This is a genomic window from Photobacterium sp. 1_MG-2023, assembly GCF_030547945.1.
In the GTDB taxonomy this organism is placed as follows: Bacteria; Pseudomonadota; Gammaproteobacteria; order Enterobacterales; family Vibrionaceae; genus Photobacterium.
Map to the genome: position 1 here is coordinate 354003 of NZ_JAUORR010000002.1, position 18506 is coordinate 372508.

Below are 18506 nucleotides of genomic sequence, written 5' to 3' on the forward strand. Positions count from 1 at the left end.
GATCAAAAAAGCCCATGGGATCAACCATGGGCTTTGCATGTGATTCGGAGAAAATCAGAGGATCTGATTCTTCTTCCATTCGGCTTGTTTCGCAGCACGTGCTTCACGTTTCAGGCGTTTGTCACATGGCTCCGGGCAGTCGCATTCTTTTTCGATACCCACAGCACCCAGACCACCACAGCTGCCCGCCACGGTTTTACGCTGGAAAATATAGCCAACGGCCATTGCAACAATGACCAACAGAAATACACCAAAGGTGGTTACATATACCAACATACTATGCTCTCAGCTTACTTCTTCTGCATGTAAGGGGCAAAGGCCTCTGAAGCGTACTCTTTAAAGCCTTCGTCAGTGCTCACAATCAGCAGAACCGGCAATTTTTCTCTGTTCGCCAGCTCCATTGCTTTCTCTTCACCCATCACGGAAAATGCCGTTGCCAGCGCATCAGCTGTCATACATTGTGGATGCATCACAGTGACGGAAACAACGCGGTTTGTGATCGGTTGACCCGTTTTCGGGTTAATCAGATGGGAGTAGCGTACACCATTTTCTTCAAAATAGTTACGATAATCTCCAGACGTCGCAATCGCCATTTCTCCCGGCTCAATCACTTCCTGAATCGCACGGCTTCCGTCTTCAGTCGGCTTCTCGATGGCAATACGCCATGGTACGCCTTCTGCATTCTTACCTTTGAGGCGAATTTCACCACCAATTTCAACCAGATAGTCCTGAGACCCCAGCGAAGCAATATAATCCGCAATCACATCCACGCCGTAGCCTTTAGCGATTGAAGAAAGATCGACATACAAACCCGGTAAATCTTTGAGGAGTCGATTTCCGTCGACGCTCAGGTGTTCAATCCCAACCTCCTGTTGACGCGCCTGAAGTTCGGCTGCTGTTGGGATCACTTCCGGACGTGCTTCCGGACCAAAGCTCCACAGGTTGACCAGTGGACCAACGGTCACATCCAAGGCACCATCGGTCAGTTGAGACAACCGAATCGCTTCCCGGACCACAGTCGCCGTATCCTGTGACACTGCGAACGGTTCACTGCTTTGATGCTGATTAAACCGGCTGAGTTCTGAATCCTCACGATAGGTCGACATCTGGTCATTCACCAGCTCTAACCGACGGTCAATTTCCTGCTGAAGTGCCGTTTCACTTGGCATACCGTCCTGTTCAATTAATTTAATTGAATAATACGTCCCCATCGTCGAGCCTGTGAGATGGATCAGCTGAGGCTTCTCGCTACAGCCACTGATAACCAGTGCCATCACCAGCAGCATTAAGGCTCGGGTGAATACTTTCTTCATGCAAGGGATCTCCAAAATACAGCACGTCTGTGCACTCAGGGTGAATCTGATGAGTCATACCAATCGCAGTAAATAACTGGTCATCCTAGCTTGTTGAAATGTTCGATATCTGCGTTAGATTTTTTGATTGTAGAATAACTACTTATCTAAAAAATCTGCCTTGTTCCCAAACATTTTTCCTGCGCTATTTTTGATCACTTACTTACTTTGATTGGTATCAAATTAGGGCTGACTAAAATCTTTCTGAATGGTGAAGAAAAATGGCTGACCTATTCAGGTCAGCCATTCTGGAAGGAGTACCTCAGGCAGCCTTAGCCACCGAAGTCATCCAGCAGGATGTTTTCATCTTCAACACCCAGATCTTTCAGCATGCCGATCACAGCAGCGTTCATCATCGGTGGACCACACATGTAGTATTCACAGTCTTCCGGTGCTTCATGATCTTTCAGGTAGTTTTCATACAGCACGTTATGGATGAAGCCTGTGTAACCGTCCCAGTTGTCCTCTGGCAGAGGATCAGACAGAGCGCAGTACCACTTGAAGTTCTCATTCTCTTCCTGAAGCATATCGAAATCTTCTACATAGAACATTTCACGCTTAGAACGAGCACCGTACCAGAACGTCATCTTACGCTTAGAGTTCAGACGCTTCAGCTGGTCGAAGATGTGAGAACGCATTGGTGCCATACCAGCACCACCACCGATGAAGACCATTTCTGCATCAGTATCTTTCGCGAAGAACTCACCAAACGGTCCAGAGATCGTTACCTTATCACCAGCTTTCAAAGACCAGATGTAAGAAGACATGATACCTGGTGCGACATCCGGATTACGAGGTGGCGGCGTAGCGATACGCACGTTCAGCATGATGATGCCTTCCTCTTCCGGATAGTTCGCCATTGAGTAAGCACGGATTGTGTGCTCATTCACTTTCGACTCGTAACGGAACAGATTAAATTTGTCCCAGTCTTCACGATACTCTTCAGGAATGTCGTAATCCGCGTACTTCACATGGTGAGCAGGCGCTTCGATCTGGATGTAGCCACCTGCACGGAAAGGTACAGATTCACCATCCGGAATCCCCAGTTTCAGCTCTTTGATGAAGGTGGCTTTGTTATCGTTTGAGATAACAGTACATTCCCACTTCTTCACGCCAAAGATTTCTTCTGGCAGCTCGATGTCCATGTCGGATTTCACGTTGACCTGACAAGACAGACGCTCACCGTCACGTGCTTCACCTTTTGTGATGTGGTCCAGCTCAGTTGGCAGAATATCACCGCCGCCTGATTTGATTTTCACACGGCACTGACCGCATGAACCACCGCCACCACAAGCAGAGGAAACGAAAATACCGCTGCCTGCCAGAGCACCCAGCAGTTTGCCACCCGCAGCGGTTGTAATCGCTTTTTCCGGGTCATTGTTGATTGAGATAGTGATGTCACCTGATGGTACCAGCTTGGATTTAGCGAACAGAATCACCAAAACCAGAGCCAGGATAATCAGGGTAAACATAACTACGCCAAGAATAATATCCATGAATTATCCCTTTATATCCTGTTTACAGCTGTACACCGGAGAAGGACATGAAGCCCAACGCCATGAGACCAACACTGATGAAAGTGATACCCAGGCCACGCAGACCAGCAGGCACATCAGCATACTTCATCTTCTCGCGGATACCCGCCAGAGCGACAATCGCCAGCATCCAGCCGATACCTGAGCCAAAGCCATAGACGACAGATTCTGCGAAGTTGTAGTCACGTTGTACCATGAAAGATACACCACCGAAGATCGCACAGTTTACGGTGATCAGCGGCAGGAAAATACCCAGCGCGTTGTACAGCGGCGGGAAGAATCGGTCCAGAATCATTTCCAGAATCTGTACCAGTGCCGCAATTACACCGATAAATGTGATGAAGTTCAGGAACGTCAGGTCAACGCCCTCAACAATGGCGCCGTCTTTCAACAGCAAGTTGTAAACCAGGTTGTTCACAGGCACAGCAATGGTCAGAACAACGGTAACCGCAACGCCCAGACCAAAAGAGGTTTTAACTTTCTTGGAAACCGCCAGGAATGTACACATCCCCAGGAAGAAAGACAGTGCCATGTTCTCGATGAAAATCGAGCGAACCATTAAGCTAATATAATGTTCCATGTTTCCCTTACTCCTTCGCTTCAACTTGTTCTGGACGGAAGGTACGAATTGTCCAGATCAGGAAGCCAATCAGGAAGAAGGCAGACGGTGCCAGTAGCATGATACCGTTCGGCTGATACCAGCCACCTTCAGAGATCAGCGGCAATACCTGAACACCAAAGATGCTTCCAGAGCCCAGCAGCTCACGGAAGAAACCCACAGTAATCAGAACGAAACCATAGCCTAAACCGTTACCAATACCATCCAGCAGAGATGGCAGTGGTGCAGATTTCATGGCGTAAGCTTCCGCACGACCCATGACGATACAGTTGGTGATGATCAGACCAACGAATACAGACAACTGCTTAGAGATGTCGTAAACGTAAGCTTTCAGGATCTGGTCCACCACGATTACCAGAGAGGCGATGATCGCCATCTGCGCGATAATCCGCACGCTGTTTGGAATTTGGTTACGTACCAGAGAAACAAAGAAGTTGGAAAATGCTGTAACAAAAGTTACCGCCAGCGTCATCACGAACGCAGTTTCCAGTTTTGTGGTTACAGCTAACGCTGAACACACACCCAGTACCTGCAGGGCAATCGGGTTATTACTAACCAGCGGCCCTAACAGGACTTTTTTCATTTCTTTCGTATCAGCCATTGTTCAGGCCTCCGTTACGCACTTTCGCCAGGAACGGACCAAAACCGTTTTCACCCAACCAGAATTTGAAAGTGTTTTCTACCCCGGTGCTCGTCAGGGTTGCACCTGACAGGCCATCAATACCGTGAGCATCTCCTTGTGGTGCGCCGCCTTTTACAACGCGGATGGCTGGCTCAAAGTTGTCATCAAACAACTTCTTACCTTCCCATTGTGCACGCCATTTCGGGTTAACAACCTCACCACCCAGACCAGCCGTTTCGCCCTGCTCATAGTAGGAGATACCCGCAACAGTATTGCCGTCAGTCTCAACAGCAACAAAGGCATACATCATCGACCACAGACCTTTACCATTCACAGGCAGAATCAGTTTCTGTATCTGGTCATTTTCATCTTTCACCAGATAAACTTTCGCCACATTCGCACGACGATTCAGTTTTGCCGGATCTTCAGATGGGTTCAGTTTCACAGACAACGCCGGTGTTTTTGCAGCATCACGCTGGTCATACTCGGCAGGTGACACACCATCAACAGAATCAATAAAATTGCCTGTTTCCAGCTCAACCAGTTTTGGTTCAATAAACTGATTGTAAGTCTGCGGGATGTCGATACCGTCTTGCAGCAAGCCTGCAACAGACAGGATATTACGCTGAACATCCAGTTTCGCATTGTGTTGCTGCATCGGGCGCAGCATAACTGCTGCGGTTGATACCACAATCGAGCACACCAGGCTCAGGGCAACAACAACGATCAGCGTTTTCTTGATGCTATCATTCTTACTTGACATGACGAGCCAGTCTCCGTTTGATGTTGCCTTGAATCACTGCATGGTCAAACAGCGGTGCAAACAGGTTCGCGAACAGAATCGCCAGCATCATGCCTTCCGGATATGCAGGGTTAACCACACGTACCAGAACAGCCATCACACCGATCAATGCACCGTACCACCACTTCCCTTTGTTGGTGAAAGAGGCAGAAACAGGGTCGGTTGCCATGAACATCATACCGAATGCAAAGCCACCCAGAACCAGGTGCCAATGCCAAGGCATCGCAAACATTAGGTTGCTGGTAGAATCGATCAGGTTAAACAGCGTTGCCGTCGCAACCATACCAATCAGCGTACCCAGAATGATGCGCCAGGATGCAATGCCCAGATAAACAATGAAAGCACCACCGATCAGAATGAACAGGGTTGAAACTTCACCGATAGAACCAGGAATACGGCCAATGAAAGCGTCCATCCAGGTTACAGCTTCGCCAGTAATCGTGTTCACGACAGCAGCCTGACCGCCCGTAGCCCACTGGCTCAGTGCCGTTGCACCCGAGAAGCCGTCAGCCGCGGTCCACACCAGATCACCAGAGATCTGAGCAGGATATGCGAAGAACAGGAAGGCACGACCCGCCAGCGCAGGGTTCAGGAAGTTACGGCCAGTACCACCGAAGACTTCTTTCGCCACAACAACACCAAAGGTAATCCCCAGGGCTGCCTGCCACAGAGGCAGTGTTGGCGGTACGATCAGCGCAAACAGAATCGAAGTGACGAAGAAACCTTCGTTGACTTCATGTTTACGGACCATACAGAACAGGACTTCCCAGATACCACCAACGATAAAGACCGTCGCGTAGATAGGCAGGAAGTATGTCGCCCCCAGGATCATCTTGCTGCCCCAGCCTGCGTCAGCACCCAGGGTGCCACCCAGTGACTGTGTCAGCCAGTAGTGCCAGTCGCCCTGAATCACACCAGCCAGTTCAGCACCAGCATACAGGTGGTTCAGGCCAGCAATAGCCTGATGGCCCACGTTGTACATACCCCAGAACATTGCTGGGAATACGGCCAACCAGACCATGATCATGATACGTTTCAGGTCGATACTGTCACGCACGTGAGAACCGGTACGGGTCACCATACCTGGGGTGTAAAGCACGGTTGCAACTGCTTCATACAGTGCAAACCACTTCTCATGCTTACCACCTGGTTCAAAGTGGTGTTCAATCTGCTCGAGGAAATTCTTGAGGCTCATGAATTACCCTTCCTTCTCAATCTTGTCCAGGCATGCACGCAGCATTGGACCGAACTCATACTTACCTGGGCACACAAAGGTACACAGCGCCAGATCTTCTTCATCCAGCTCCAGCGCACCCAGTTGTTGGGCACTATCGCTATCGCCAGCGCACAGATCACGCAACAGTAATGTTGGTTCGATGTCCAGAGGCATGACACGCTCATAGTTACCGATTGGCACCATAGAACGCTCACTACCATTGGTCGTGGTTGTCATGTTGTACAGTTGACCTGGGAAAAATTGGCTGAAGAAAGCACGCGTCACAGAGAATTTGTTCTTACCCGGTGAGATCCAACCCATGAACTCTTTCTCACGGCCTTCGCGCAGCGCAGAGATCTGCAGATGGTAACGTCCCAGATAAGCATGTGGACCCGATGCATTCACACCGTTCAGGACAGAGCCTGACAGCACGCGCAGCTCACCAGTCATCAGTTCGCCTTCGGTCAGTTGCTCCACAGAAGCCCCCAGAACCGTACGAACCAGACGCGGGTTGTTCACAGCAGGACCAGCCAGCGCAACAACACGCTGCGTATATAATTCACCCGTCAGGAACAGGTGACCAAATGCGATCACATCCTGATAGTTCAGGTGCCATGCAACATTTTTGGTGTCTGCGCCATACAGAGTATGAATATGCGTACCCACCAGACCCGCTGGGTGCGGACCGTTGAATACGTGCTCTTCAACATTGGCTTCGTTGCTGCGAGGCAGGCTTGCACCTGACTTACACACAAACACCTTGCCACTGGTCAGTTGAGACAGAAGGGTCAGACCCGCAACAAAGGCATCGCCTTGTTCGTTGATGATCACTTCCGGATTGGCTGCCAGCGGATTGGTATCCATCGCATTGACAAAGATCGCCTGAGTTTCAGCATCGATTGCAGGAATCTTGCTGAACGGGCGGGTACGCAATGCTGTCCACAAACCGGATTCAACCAGCTGCTCAACAATAGCAGCATGATCCAGTTGCGCCAGTTGCGCTTTGTCGTAGCTCTTGAATGTGATTTGCTCATCGCCCTCAACGTCGATCACGACGGACTGGAGCACACGCTTAGCACCACGATTGACTTCCACAACCTTGCCGCTGGCTGGCGCAGTAAACTTCACGCCAGGGTTCTTCTTATCTTCGAAGAGCACCTGACCTTTTTTTACTACGTCCCCTACGCGTGCATGCATCGTTGGACGCATACCCACATATTCTTCGCCAAGCAAGGCGACTCGAGTGATGGCCTTGCCATCATTTATCGCCTGGGTAGGAGTCCCAGCAATTGGGATATCCAGACCCTTCTTTATTGTAATCATACGCACTTGCACTACATTAACGGGAAAAAGAACTTGTTATTGCGCAATTTAGACACGACTTTCCATGGTCCGAAGCCGGTGTCAGATACCACCAGCACCGCAACATCCTATTTACTCTTTCATCACACAACCGGATGATGAGTTTTTTCGAGGGCCGGATTTTAGCATTAATCAACGGGTTTTTACTATGGCAAACCTCGCTAATCGAACTGAAATTCAGCGATAGCTGATGTGCTTATCATCACGACAACGGATAATTTTGAACCAACGCACACTTGCAGTGGTTACAACCGTGATTCCCTCGAGCAATGCACTTTTCTGCTGTTTACATTCTGATATCAATTTAACAACACCAAAAAGTCGCCAGTAAAACTAACGCATTCGGTGATCATAAAACAGCAAAAAACCATGCAATTCCGCATCGATTTTGCAACATATGTTTTCACTCGCTTACACTGGAAATATCTTGTTGCAATCCAGTGTCCGGAGTCAGTATAGACGGCCCGGCCGTCTGAGACTGTGAGAATCTTTCGGGTCAGTCACCGGGCAAAAATTGAGCGTATTTTACGCGATGACTCAATTGACCAAGACAACCGACTTCAAATTTCAGACTGTAAAAAACCGCAACAGGTGCGGTTTTTTCTGAGAGCGGCATACAATCGCCAGCAGTCAGGGTGAAAGACAGACGAACTTAGCCAAACTTACTGCCACCCAGGCAAGACGGAGAAGCCGGAGCGGCCTGCTGAGTCGCCCATTCATCCGGGGTGTAGGTATGAATCGCGAGCGCATGGATATGGTTCGCCAGTTCATCTGCCAGAATCGCATTTACCGTTCTATGGCGACCAATCAGTCGCTGGTCTTCAAATTCATGACTGACAACAATCACTTTAAAGTGACTTTCAGCCCCTTTTGGCACATTGTGCATGTAACTTTCGTTGATCACGTCCAGATGAACCGGGGCGAGGGATTGCTGCAATTTCTGTTCGATACGTTCCTGGATCATGGGTCCTCCTGATGCTTGATCAGACCAGCGACGATTTGCGGATCATAAATCCTGCGCTGACTGTCGTTTACCTCACCGGTTACAACATCATCAGCACAGTTTACCTTTGCAGGCTGGCCCGCATCTGCGAAAATATTCAACCCGACAACATACCCTAAAGATAGTCCGAATGAAACCTGAGCTCACCTTGCACAGCAGAAGCCTGACGCTGCAACGCTACCCCATTCGCAAGCGCGAAACGCTGCAGGCCTGGGATGCGGCAGATGAATACCTGATCAATCAGGTCGAAACCATAAAAGCCGAGCAGGCGCTGACACTGGATGCAACCCGTCCTGTGATCTTGATGAATGATGGTTTTGGTGCACTCGCGTGCTGGTTTGCAGGACAAATGCCAGTGTTCTCCGTCGGCGATTCTTATATTGCCCGAAAAGCCAGTGAAACCAACTTAGAAGAAAATCAGTTGCCGCGCGTTCAGTTTCAGGACTGCCTGTCTCCGTTGCCGGATCAACCGCAACTGGTGCTGCTGAAGTTGCCCAAAAGCAATCGGCTGCTCAGCTGGCAACTGGCCCAGCTTTGCGCATCACTGCCGGAAGACTGCATCGTGATTGCGGCCGGAAAGGCCAAAGAGATCCATACATCAACGCTCAAACTGTTTGAAAAGTACCTCGGCCCGACCTCCACCTCTCTGGCGGTAAAAAAAGCACGCCTGATCTTCTGCCGTCCCGATGCATCACTGGCACGCGCACTCCCGGAAATTGAACGTTGGGACGTCCCGGAATACCAGTTGACCCTGAGCAATCACGCCAATGTTTTCTCCGGCGAAAGTTTAGACATTGGTGGCCGGTTTCTGCTGGAACATATCCCACAGGATCCGGCACTGAAGCACATTGTTGACCTGGGATGCGGAAACGGCGTGATTGGTATTCAGGCAGCCCGGCTCAATCCGCAGGCGCAAGTGACCTGTGTTGATGAAAGTTTCATGGCGGCAGCCTCCTGCCGCGAAAATGCTGACCTGAATCTGACGCACCCGCAACAGTTGACCGTTAAAGTAGATAACTGTCTGGAAACTATGGCAAATGATGACGCGGATCTGGTACTTTGTAATCCCCCGTTTCACCAGCAAAATACCATCACGGATCACATTGCCTGGCAGATGTTCGCAGATGCCAAACGTTGTTTACGACCGGGTGGCCGGCTGATTGTTATTGGCAATCGCCATCTGGGTTACGATGGCAAACTCAAGCGTTTGTATGCGAAAGTACACAAAATTGCACAAAATAATAAATTCGTGGTTTATCAAGCTGAAAAATAAGCCCAAACTCTTCAACATTCCGGCTGCATAACAGCCTGTTTTAATAAGGAACGAACCGGATGAGGCCACTTCTTTTAGCCCTATCAATGCTGGCGCTGACCGCCTGTACTGCACCAACGGACATGCAACTTTCACTTCAGCCCACGCCGGCCCTGTCGTCTCAGGCCAGCATGCAGGGCCTGAATCTGAACCTTGAAAGCCGGGATTTACGGACAGCCCAGTTTGTTGCCGTCATCGACAACGGGGACAAAAATGTCCACCCATTACACGCCACAGAAAATCTGCGCCTGACCCTGCAAAATGCACTGACCCGTCAATTGGAGTCTCAGGGCGTTCAGGTCGGCCCGGAAAGCCAGAGCACCATGCGCATGGATATTCTGGAAGCCATTGTCAATGTGAAGCAAAGTGCGTTCAGCCATACCCTGAACAGTAAACTGCAGCTTCAGCTGGTTCTGACCACACCGAACGGAAAGTTCATTAAACGCTATGCCGGAAAGTCGTCCCGTGAAGGGGCTATGAATGCATCACCTGAAGCCATGGAACTGGCCATGAATGGCCTGATGGACGCTGTCCTGCGTGACATTCAGGGAGATGCCGAACTCAGCAGCTACATGGAGGAGAATCTCTGATGCGCCGACTGTTAACCGCCGCCATTCTGGCCTGCACATTTTCAGCCCATGCCGCCACACAAGTGGCTGTCGACACCTCTCTGGGTGAATTTGTTGTTGAACTCAATGAAGAAAAAGCACCGATTTCCAGCAAAAACTTCCTCCGCTATGTCGAGGATGGCAGCTATGTCGGCACTGTGTTCCACCGGGTTATTCCGGGATTCATGGCACAGGGCGGCGGATTTGATGCAGAGTTCAACCGCCGTCCGAGCTACGATCCGATCAAAAACGAATCCGACAATGGTCTGAGCAACCAACGGGCAACCCTTGCAATGGCCAGAACCCAGGTTGCCGATTCAGCAACCCGTCAGTTCTACATCAACTACCAGAACAACACATTTCTGGACGGGCAGGCCGGGAAAGTGGGCTATGCCGTGTTCGGAAAAGTTGTGAAAGGGTTCTCAGTTATTGAAAAAATGGCGCAGGTTCCTACAACAACAGTCCGCTCAATAGGTATGAAAGATGTACCTCAGCAGCCTATAGTTATTAAAGCTATCCATATTCTCAACAAATAGACTGGCGTCCGCCTGGCCGTGAGTCTGCGGCCAGGTGAACTTCCATGTTGAAACTTGTTTCCTCACAACCGGACGTGCCAACGGAGCGAATTGCCCGCCATGTTGCAGATCATGCGCCCGCACTGGCTTTATCTATGCTGGGAACACTGGAAGGAAGCACCAGTTATGATTCACTGAAAAAAACCTGCACGGAGCACCTGCACGACTGGTGGCAACTGTCTGTCCCCAGCGGCACCCCGGCTTCCGGCTATGAATCGGTGTACTGGTATCTGCTGCACCTGATGGAATCCCTCGAAGAGCATCAGTTGCTGGGCAACTGTTTCATTCAATTTCGCGTGACCGCGGGTGCGAAATTCTTGCTTGGCATCGGCGAGCAACCGGAAAAAATGCAGGGAATTCGTCCTTAACACACTTTTCTCCCGAGCAACCCGCAGTTTTGACCTTCCACTGGTTTTTCTCCCGCCTACATACTGATACCTTAATAGCTTCAACCCCCTTCAGCATGCTGCGTACAGTGAATCTGTCCGGGGATATTCGTTTGTTTTAGTTACAGAGGCCCCATCCGATGGAGCAATCCGTTGAAAACCAGGAAGATCTGGGTTGGCGAGTATATCTCGAAAAGTCAGTTTTAATTATGTTAGCCCTCGGCTTTTCTTCCGGCCTTCCCATTTTACTGGTCTTCGGCACCCTGTCATTCTGGCTCCGTGAAGCCGATGTCAGCCGGACAGATATCGGTTATTTCAGCTGGGTCGCGCTCGCCTATGGTTTAAAATGGATCTGGTCGCCCCTGATTGACCGCTTTCCCGTCCCGGTCTTTTCAAACCTGCTCGGACGCCGGCGAGGCTGGATGGTCTTCTCTCAATTGATGATCATCGCTTCCCTGTGCGGCATGGCTGTCAGTAACCCTCAGGCTGATTTGTCTCAGCTTGCTATTTTCGCGGTCATTGTCGCCATCGCTTCGGCTTCACAGGACATTGTGATCGATGCGTACCGGATTGAACTGGCAACAGAACGCCTGCAAGCTGCGCTGGCCGCAGCCTATATGACAGGTTACCGGTTAGCGATGATTATGGCAGGTGCTGGCGTTTTAGCTTTTGCTGCCCTGTTCGGCTCTGACAGCAGTTATGATCCCATCGGCTGGAAAACGGCGTATTTCATTATGGCCAGCATGATGTCCATTGGACTGATCACAGCATTATGCATTCGCGAACCCCAAGTGAATGGCAAAGCCATGGAAGAGCTGGAAGCCGATCTTCGCTATAAAATGGTGTCTCAGGGGTTGCCACCAGCACTGGCCCGCATTGCGGCCTGGTTTTATACCGCTGCAGTCATGCCTTTCATTGATTTCTTTTCCCGCTATGGCAAAGCCGGATTCCTGTTGCTCGCCCTGATCGGCTGCTACCGGATCTCCGATGTCGTTATGGGCGTGATGGCCAATGCGTTTTACGTGGATATGGGATTCATCAAGAGTGAAGTGGCTGCGGTGTCCAAAGTCTATGGGGTCATCATGACACTGGCTGGTGCCGGATTAGGGGGCCTGCTGATTGTCCGGTATAACACCCTGCGTATTCTGGCCTTGGGTGCCATACTGGCCGCCTTCACCAATCTGCTCTTTCTGGCATTCACATACATTGGCAACAACCTGCCGATGCTGACGCTGGTGATTTCTATCGACAATCTGAGTGCAGGGATTGCGACAGCCGCGTTTATTGCTTTCATGTCCGGCTTGACCAATGTTGCCTTCTCAGCAACTCAATACGCATTGTTCAGTTCGATTATGCTGCTGTTTCCGAAGTTTCTGGCTGGCTTCTCAGGGCTTTTTGTCGACTTATACGGCTACAACACTTTCTTCCTGAGCACAGCGCTGATCGGTATTCCGGTTCTCTTTCTTATCAAAGCCGTTGCACTTTATGCGCCGCATCAAAAATAATTGTGCCTGCCCGTGAAACTTTATCCGGCCTGAACGTTCCAACATTTCAGGCCGATTTCGACCTTCCCCGACCTTGTTTTTTCTTTTTTTGTTGAACCTTTCCAGCCTCACATTGACTTTATTTGATTTCAGACAGGATTTATTCCTTTCCTGAATGAACAATTAATGACCAAAAGCTCACTAAGTTAAAAATAATTACATCAAATCTCGCGTGAAAAGCGATCAATATCACCTTTAAATGACTTTGAAATCCATTACATAAGATCGAATTCACAATCAAAAAACAACTAGTGAAACGTTACATTCACATTAGTGACATCAAGCAATACACTGCCCGCCATTGAAACGGACTGGTCAAAAAAGTCCGGTGTCCTTATTCATTGAGCGAGAGTTGACGATGCGTAAATCCCTAGTTGCACTGAGCGTACTGGCTGCTTCCCTGCCTGCTGCTGTAAACGCTGCTGATTACACCGACGGTGATATCCACAAAAACGACTACAAATGGTCCCAGTTTAACCTGATGTATGCGTTTGATGAGCTGCCAAGCGAATCCAGCCATGATTATCTGGAAATGGAATTCGGCGGTCGTTCAGGCATCTTCGATCTGTACGGCTACGTGGATGTTTTTGATCTGACCACTGATCCGGACAGTGATAAAGCTGGCGCAGATAAAATCTTCATGAAATTTGCACCTCGCGTTTCTCTGGATGCACTGACTCAAACAGACCTGTCTTTTGGCCCAGTACAAGAGTTGTATGTGGCGACTGTTTTGGAATGGGGTGGCGGTAAAACTGGCCCAGGTGGATTCGCAGCTGGTGTTAGAGGCCCTAACACGCAGAAAATCGGTTTAGGTTCTGATGTGAATGTTCCTTGGTTAGGTAAAATCGGCCTAAACCTATATGGAACTTACGACTCGAACAAAAAAGACTGGAACGGTTACCAGATTTCGACCAACTGGTTCAAACCTTTCTACACGCTGGACAACGGCAGCTTCGTGTCTTACCAGGGTTACATTGATTACCAGTTTGGCATGAAAGAAGAGTACTCTTCTGCCAGCAATGGTGGTGCCATGTTCAACGGTATCTACTGGCATTCTGAACGTTACGCATTGGGGTACGGCCTGAAAGCTTATAAAGATGTCTACGGCATTAAAGATTCGGATGCACTGAAATCAACTGGTTTTGCTCACTATATCAGCATGACTTACAAGTTCTAAGGCTTGCCCTGAGCAACGCACAGAATCCAGCAAAGGCGCCTTTTCGGCGCCTTTGTTTTTCGTTCTAACTCCTGAGACAATTTTCTTACCTTCATCTCCCGATTTTATCCACCTGATTTTATGACTGATTTTCAACGTTCCGATTGGTCTCCCTCGGCGAAGCACTGATTATTTTCTTACATCTAAGGCAGCCCGGCCGCAATCCACTAATCTTTTAACTTAGACACTGTCTTTCTGTTAAGAAACAAGCCCCTTGACAGCAGTGTTCCCCAAGCAATGGCAACGATAAACGATAAGTGAGAACGCCAACATGAAACAGACCCCGTTAGCTTTGGCTCTTGGAGCAGTCCTGGTTGTCCCCGGAATCAGCTTTGCCGCAGACTATACTGACGGCGATATCCATAAAAATGACTATAAATGGTTCCAGTTCAATTTGATGTACGCACTGGAAGAATACCCACGGGCACCGGACGATTCGTCCGGTCACGATTATCTGGAAATGGAATTTGGCGGACGTTCCGGGATTTTCGATTTATATGGCTATGTCGATTACTTCGATCTGACGGAGCATGATGCCAGCGACAAAAAAGACCGGCCCAAAATGTTCATGAAATTTGCCCCGCGGGTTTCGCTGGATGCCCTGACCAGAACCGATCTCTCCTTTGGTCCGGTGCAAGAGCTGTACTTTGCAACCCTTTTCAACTGGGGAGGTGGTGCGCATGATGTCAACAATTCCTTTTGGGGGATAGGTTCAGACGTCATGGTCCCCTGGTTTGGCAAAGTCGGCCTCAATTTGTATGCGCTGTACGATGTGAACGCCAAAGACTGGAATGGCTACCAGATCTCGACCAACTGGTTTAAACCCTTTTATACCTTTGATAACGGCACCTTCCTTTCCTATCAGGGGTATATTGATTACCAGTTTGGTGCAGATGATGAGTTCAATGGTAATTCACAAGCAACGCATGGCGGGAACTGGTTTAACGGCCTGTACTGGCATTCAGACCGCTTCTCTGTCGGTTACGGCCTGAAGCTCTTTTATGATGTCTACCTGATTGAAGACTCCGACGCCTTTGAATCAACCGGTCCGTCTCATTATTTCTCTGTCACCTATAAATTCTGAACCCTGACGACGCATGAAGTCCGGATGCTGCTTTATCCGGACTTTTTCTTTCCCCGACAAAGCACCAGCCGTTACAATAACACACAGTTTTCCTCCGACGACGGGATTTTCCGTGAACATCACTCTGGTCGGTGCCGGCGCAGTGGGTTGCCTTTGGGCAGGCGCGCTGGCCAAACAAGGACATCAGGTCCATCTCTGGCGACGTCAGCCGGGCACTCATTTCACGCTGAACTGGCAGGGGCTGGATACAGCAATCCCAGACACCTTGACCCTGCCCTGTAATCAGCCTTCGCTGCTGGCCAGCAGTGACGGGGTGCTCATCACTGTCAAAGCCTTTCAGGTCAGCGAAGCGGTGGCTTCGATTCAGCCTTTCCTGAAACCTCAGACACCGGTCATTGTGATGCACAATGGCATGGGCACAGAATCCCATGTTCTGAAGCAGTTACCGGAACATCCCGTGCTGTACGCCACCACAGCTCAGGGGGCTTTCCGACCCGATCCCTTCAGTGTGCGGCACACTGGCATGGGTCCGACCCACTTCGGCGGGGTCAACCCGGCAGGTCAGGCCTGCGCCCAGTTCAGCGACATTTTTCACGATGCCCTTCCCCCCTGCCACTGGCACACCGACATTCATCTGCCCCAGTGGCAGAAGCTGGCGATTAATTGTGCCATTAATCCGCTGACAGCCATTCACCAGTGCCGGAACGGAGAACTGGCCGACCGCCATTTTGCCGAGCCATTGCTGGCAATCTGTGATGAAGTCGCAGCCGTGATGCGTGCAGCAGGATATTCCGCAGAGACGGAATCACTCTTGCAGCAGGTCTACACCGTCATCAACGCGACTGCGGCCAATTACTCCTCAATGCAGCAGGATGTTGCCCATCAGCGACAGACAGAAATCGACGCCATTACCGGCTTTCTCATGGCACAAGCAGCCTCATTTCACATTGCCACACCAACGAATCAACAGCTGTGGCAGCAGATCAAACAGTTGGAGCAAAAATATGGCTAATGCAGCGCCAAGCATGGCAAAACACCCCACTGTCGCCGTGTGTATCGCGCCGGGCAGTGAAGAGATGGAAGTGATCAACACGGTGGATATTCTAATCCGTGCCGGCATGCAGGTCACTCTCGCCAGCGTGGCAGAAGATGGCGCGCTGGCCGTCAAAGGATCCCGGGGAATTACCCTGACCGCCGACAAGCGGCTGGTTGAGATCGCCGATGACCCTTTCGATTGCGTCGTTCTGCCGGGAGGTTTACCGGGCGCAGAATATTTACGCGACAGCACACTCGCCGTTGAGTTCGTCAAGCAGCATAAATATGACGGAAAGCTGGTTGCGGCAATCTGTGCAGCCCCGGTGGTGATGCTGGAACATCACCAGCTGTATCCGGATGCGCTGATGACGGCTCATCCGGGCTTTGTCGGGCAGATTCCGGAAGAGCGTCGCCGAGCTGGCCGCCGCGTGATGTTTGATGTGAATCATAACCTGCTGACCAGTCAGGCACCGGGAACGTCACAGGAATTCGCGCTGGAAATCATTACGTTACTGATGGGGAAAGCCAAGACGGCTGAAGTTGCCGAGCCCATGGTGATGTGGCCAAGCATGTGTTTCGATGTGGTGGGGAAAAGCTGATCATTCCTCTATTTCGCAAATGGGAAGGAATCATCGCGGTTTCAGTCATCGCTGGACGATCCCTCCCCCCTTTTCAAGGGGGAGGTCAGGAGGGGGTTATCGGGCACAAATGCAAAAGCCGTCGATTACGGGCGGTAAACCTTCACATTCTCAAAGCCATTTTCTTTGAGGTATAGCGCCTGCAGGCGGCTCATGACACCACGGGCACAGTACAGCAGATAAGTCTTGTCCTGCGGCAGATCACCAAACTGAGTCGCCAGCTTGTAGAATGGCAGGTGCTTCACTTCCACGCCTTCAATTTCCAGCGGACTCTCATCTTCTTCGTCCGGGCTGCGAATATCCAGCACCGTGCTGTTACCATCAATCTGGTCCACCAGCTCGATTTCCGGGGCCTGCACCTGACTTTCTTTTTCAATATCACGGATGTCCATCACACGGGCTTCACTCACCACGCGATCCAGTACCGCAAAGTCAAACTTAGCTTCTTCGGTTTCGAGTTTCTCTTTCACCGCTTTCACGGTTGGGTTCTTCGAAATCACACCGCAGAATTCAGGCATGGTCTTGGCGAAATCTTCGGTACCGATCTCGCGGGCCACATTGATGATGTCTTCTTTATCCCAGTTGATCAGCGGACGCAAAATCAGAGAGTCGGTCACGTTATCAATGTGACGCAGATTCGTCAGCGTCTGGCTGGACACCTGACCCAGAGCCTCACCGGTCACCAGTGCCTGAATGCCGAAACGTTCAGCGACCTGACCTGCAGCACGCATGAACATCCGCTTGAGCACGACGCCCATCTGGCCGTCATCAACGTTTTCCAGAATTTCAGCAACCACTGGCTCGAAATCGATGGCGATGAATTTGACCTTGGCTGAGGAGCCGAATTTTTTCCAAAGGAAATTTGAAACCTGCTTCACACCAATTTCATGGGCCGGACCGCCCAGATTAAAGAAGCAGTAATGCACCTTACTGCCCCGTTTGATGTGCAGATAGCTGGAAACACCGGAGTCAAAACCACCGGAGATCAGGCTCAGTACATCTTCCTGTGTGCCCAGCGGGAAGCCACCCAAGCCCTTATGACGTGCCAGAACATGATTCAGCTTGTCACCGTCGACTTCGATTTTCACGGTCAGTTGCGGGTTCTTCAGCTGAACTTTGGCGCTTTCAACGGCCTGATTCAGACCACCGCCAACATAACGTTCCAGCTCAATCGAGGTAAAATCATGCTTGCCGGTCCGTTTGGCGCGCACACAGAATGTTTTCCCTGCCAGATCGTCACGAACATGAGCCAGCGTCTGTTCGAAAATGTCATGCATGTCGGTGAAGCTGGTTTGTTTCACTTCCAGCACATGATGAATGCCCGGCGTCTGCGTCAGCACGGTCAAGACCTGATCACGAATCGTGTCGTCTTTCACGGACACATCGATATAGCTGCGACGGTTATAAACCGCCACTTGATCAGACAGGCGCTGAAGGATAATGCGGATATTGCACTCCAGGATTTTGGTAAAGCGCTTTCGCACCGACTCACTCTTTACAAAAATCTCGGGATGGGGCTTTACAATAAATTTCATAACATGCTTCGCTTCACAGGGCCTAACTAAAGGCGCGGATTATACAGCAAGCAAGCGGTCGC

At 50.3% G+C, this 18506-nt stretch carries 19 protein-coding genes; 9 read left to right on the plus strand and 10 right to left on the minus strand.

Annotated features, from left to right (window positions below; translation table 11 throughout):
• Positions 1–54 precede the first annotated feature (54 nt).
• The 9 genes from nqrM to bolA all read right to left on the minus strand — a co-directional run bounded on the left by nqrM (position 55) and on the right by bolA (position 8472).
• Positions 55–276: a (Na+)-NQR maturation NqrM gene (gene nqrM, locus Q4579_RS03490; RefSeq protein WP_211645999.1), complete on the minus strand. Its 222-nt coding sequence runs from the start codon at positions 274–276 to the stop codon at positions 55–57.
• A 14-nt stretch (positions 277–290) separates the two neighbouring features.
• Positions 291–1313 carry an FAD:protein FMN transferase gene (locus Q4579_RS03495; RefSeq protein WP_303561638.1) on the minus strand — a complete coding sequence of 341 codons (1023 nt, stop codon included), beginning with the start codon at positions 1311–1313 and terminating at the stop codon, positions 291–293.
• 311 nt (positions 1314–1624) lie between these two features.
• Positions 1625–2848, minus strand: a complete 1224-nt coding sequence (gene nqrF / locus Q4579_RS03500) for an NADH:ubiquinone reductase (Na(+)-transporting) subunit F (RefSeq protein ID WP_303561639.1) — start codon at positions 2846–2848, stop codon at positions 1625–1627.
• 22 nt (positions 2849–2870) lie between these two features.
• Positions 2871–3467: an NADH:ubiquinone reductase (Na(+)-transporting) subunit E gene (gene nqrE, locus Q4579_RS03505; RefSeq protein ID WP_211646002.1), complete on the minus strand. Its 597-nt coding sequence runs from the start codon at positions 3465–3467 to the stop codon at positions 2871–2873.
• Between the two features lie 7 nt (positions 3468–3474).
• Positions 3475–4107: an NADH:ubiquinone reductase (Na(+)-transporting) subunit D gene (locus Q4579_RS03510; protein WP_211646003.1), complete on the minus strand. Its 633-nt coding sequence runs from the start codon at positions 4105–4107 to the stop codon at positions 3475–3477.
• Entirely contained in the window at positions 4100–4891 is a 792-nt protein-coding gene (locus Q4579_RS03515; RefSeq protein ID WP_303561641.1) for a Na(+)-translocating NADH-quinone reductase subunit C, read from the minus strand. Before Q4579_RS03515 ends, Q4579_RS03510 begins: the two co-directional genes overlap by 8 nt.
• Entirely contained in the window at positions 4881–6125 is a 1245-nt protein-coding gene (locus Q4579_RS03520) for an NADH:ubiquinone reductase (Na(+)-transporting) subunit B (RefSeq protein ID WP_303561643.1), read from the minus strand. Before Q4579_RS03520 ends, Q4579_RS03515 begins: the two co-directional genes overlap by 11 nt.
• A 3-nt stretch (positions 6126–6128) precedes the next feature.
• Complete coding sequence (locus Q4579_RS03525; protein ID WP_303561644.1) at positions 6129–7469, minus strand: Na(+)-translocating NADH-quinone reductase subunit A; 1341 nt, start codon at positions 7467–7469, stop codon at positions 6129–6131.
• 691 nt (positions 7470–8160) lie between these two features.
• Positions 8161–8472, minus strand: a complete 312-nt coding sequence (gene bolA, locus Q4579_RS03530; RefSeq protein WP_303561646.1) for a transcriptional regulator BolA — start codon at positions 8470–8472, stop codon at positions 8161–8163.
• 169 nt (positions 8473–8641) lie between these two features.
• Between bolA and Q4579_RS03535 the strand changes: the two genes are divergently transcribed.
• From Q4579_RS03535 to Q4579_RS03575, 9 genes are all read left to right on the plus strand, one after another.
• Positions 8642–9784 carry a methyltransferase gene (locus tag Q4579_RS03535; protein ID WP_303561649.1) on the plus strand — a complete coding sequence of 381 codons (1143 nt, stop codon included), beginning with the start codon at positions 8642–8644 and terminating at the stop codon, positions 9782–9784.
• A 59-nt stretch (positions 9785–9843) separates the two neighbouring features.
• Positions 9844–10413, plus strand: coding sequence for a YajG family lipoprotein (locus Q4579_RS03540; RefSeq protein WP_303561651.1), 570 nt, complete (start codon positions 9844–9846; stop codon positions 10411–10413).
• Complete coding sequence (locus tag Q4579_RS03545; protein WP_303561653.1) at positions 10413–10967, plus strand: peptidylprolyl isomerase; 555 nt, start codon at positions 10413–10415, stop codon at positions 10965–10967. Before Q4579_RS03540 ends, Q4579_RS03545 begins: the two co-directional genes overlap by 1 nt.
• A gap of 44 nt (positions 10968–11011) precedes the next feature.
• Positions 11012–11374, plus strand: a complete 363-nt coding sequence (locus Q4579_RS03550; RefSeq protein WP_303561655.1) for a hypothetical protein — start codon at positions 11012–11014, stop codon at positions 11372–11374.
• Positions 11375–11532: 158 nt separating this feature from the next.
• Positions 11533–12897 (plus strand): AmpG family muropeptide MFS transporter, encoded by a 1365-nt coding sequence (locus Q4579_RS03555; protein ID WP_368501955.1) that lies wholly within the window; start codon positions 11533–11535, stop codon positions 12895–12897.
• Between the two features lie 397 nt (positions 12898–13294).
• Positions 13295–14113, plus strand: coding sequence for an outer membrane protein OmpK (locus Q4579_RS03560; protein WP_303561658.1), 819 nt, complete (start codon positions 13295–13297; stop codon positions 14111–14113).
• A 310-nt stretch (positions 14114–14423) separates the two neighbouring features.
• A complete protein-coding gene (locus tag Q4579_RS03565) occupies positions 14424–15236 on the plus strand; it encodes an outer membrane protein OmpK (RefSeq protein WP_303561660.1) in 813 nt (270 codons plus the stop codon).
• Positions 15237–15348: 112 nt separating this feature from the next.
• Positions 15349–16248, plus strand: a complete 900-nt coding sequence (gene panE, locus Q4579_RS03570) for a 2-dehydropantoate 2-reductase (protein WP_303561662.1) — start codon at positions 15349–15351, stop codon at positions 16246–16248.
• Complete coding sequence (locus Q4579_RS03575) at positions 16241–16870, plus strand: DJ-1 family glyoxalase III (RefSeq protein ID WP_303561664.1); 630 nt, start codon at positions 16241–16243, stop codon at positions 16868–16870. The genes panE and Q4579_RS03575 overlap by 8 nt, the downstream gene beginning before the upstream one ends.
• Before the next feature lie 125 nt (positions 16871–16995).
• Here the strand turns inward: Q4579_RS03575 and thiI are convergent, their stop codons facing one another.
• The gene (gene thiI / locus Q4579_RS03580) at positions 16996–18444 is read right to left on the minus strand and encodes a tRNA uracil 4-sulfurtransferase ThiI (protein WP_303561666.1); all 1449 of its coding nucleotides are present in this window, start codon (positions 18442–18444) and stop codon (positions 16996–16998) included.
• Positions 18445–18506 lie beyond the last annotated feature (62 nt).

Excerpts from the sequence above, each read along its gene's own strand:
- Q4579_RS03565 (WP_303561660.1), top strand. The coding sequence starts at position 14,424 with ATGAAACAGACCCCGTTAGCTTTGGCTCTTGGAGCAGTCCTGGTTGTC.
- Q4579_RS03515 (WP_303561641.1), bottom strand. The coding sequence starts at position 4,891 with ATGTCAAGTAAGAATGATAGCATCAAGAAAACGCTGATCGTTGTTGTT.
- bolA (WP_303561646.1), bottom strand. The coding sequence starts at position 8,472 with ATGATCCAGGAACGTATCGAACAGAAATTGCAGCAATCCCTCGCCCCG.
- thiI (WP_303561666.1), bottom strand. The coding sequence starts at position 18,444 with ATGAAATTTATTGTAAAGCCCCATCCCGAGATTTTTGTAAAGAGTGAG.
- Q4579_RS03560 (WP_303561658.1), top strand. The coding sequence starts at position 13,295 with ATGCGTAAATCCCTAGTTGCACTGAGCGTACTGGCTGCTTCCCTGCCT.
- Q4579_RS03510 (WP_211646003.1), bottom strand. The coding sequence starts at position 4,107 with ATGGCTGATACGAAAGAAATGAAAAAAGTCCTGTTAGGGCCGCTGGTT.
- Q4579_RS03555 (WP_368501955.1), top strand. The coding sequence starts at position 11,533 with ATGGAGCAATCCGTTGAAAACCAGGAAGATCTGGGTTGGCGAGTATAT.
- Q4579_RS03520 (WP_303561643.1), bottom strand. The coding sequence starts at position 6,125 with ATGAGCCTCAAGAATTTCCTCGAGCAGATTGAACACCACTTTGAACCA.
- Q4579_RS03550 (WP_303561655.1), top strand. The coding sequence starts at position 11,012 with ATGTTGAAACTTGTTTCCTCACAACCGGACGTGCCAACGGAGCGAATT.
- Q4579_RS03495 (WP_303561638.1), bottom strand. The coding sequence starts at position 1,313 with ATGAAGAAAGTATTCACCCGAGCCTTAATGCTGCTGGTGATGGCACTG.
- Q4579_RS03575 (WP_303561664.1), top strand. The coding sequence starts at position 16,241 with ATGGCTAATGCAGCGCCAAGCATGGCAAAACACCCCACTGTCGCCGTG.
- Q4579_RS03545 (WP_303561653.1), top strand. The coding sequence starts at position 10,413 with ATGCGCCGACTGTTAACCGCCGCCATTCTGGCCTGCACATTTTCAGCC.
- Q4579_RS03535 (WP_303561649.1), top strand. The coding sequence starts at position 8,642 with ATGAAACCTGAGCTCACCTTGCACAGCAGAAGCCTGACGCTGCAACGC.
- nqrM (WP_211645999.1), bottom strand. The coding sequence starts at position 276 with ATGTTGGTATATGTAACCACCTTTGGTGTATTTCTGTTGGTCATTGTT.
- Q4579_RS03525 (WP_303561644.1), bottom strand. The coding sequence starts at position 7,469 with ATGATTACAATAAAGAAGGGTCTGGATATCCCAATTGCTGGGACTCCT.
- nqrE (WP_211646002.1), bottom strand. The coding sequence starts at position 3,467 with ATGGAACATTATATTAGCTTAATGGTTCGCTCGATTTTCATCGAGAAC.
- Q4579_RS03540 (WP_303561651.1), top strand. The coding sequence starts at position 9,844 with ATGAGGCCACTTCTTTTAGCCCTATCAATGCTGGCGCTGACCGCCTGT.
- nqrF (WP_303561639.1), bottom strand. The coding sequence starts at position 2,848 with ATGGATATTATTCTTGGCGTAGTTATGTTTACCCTGATTATCCTGGCT.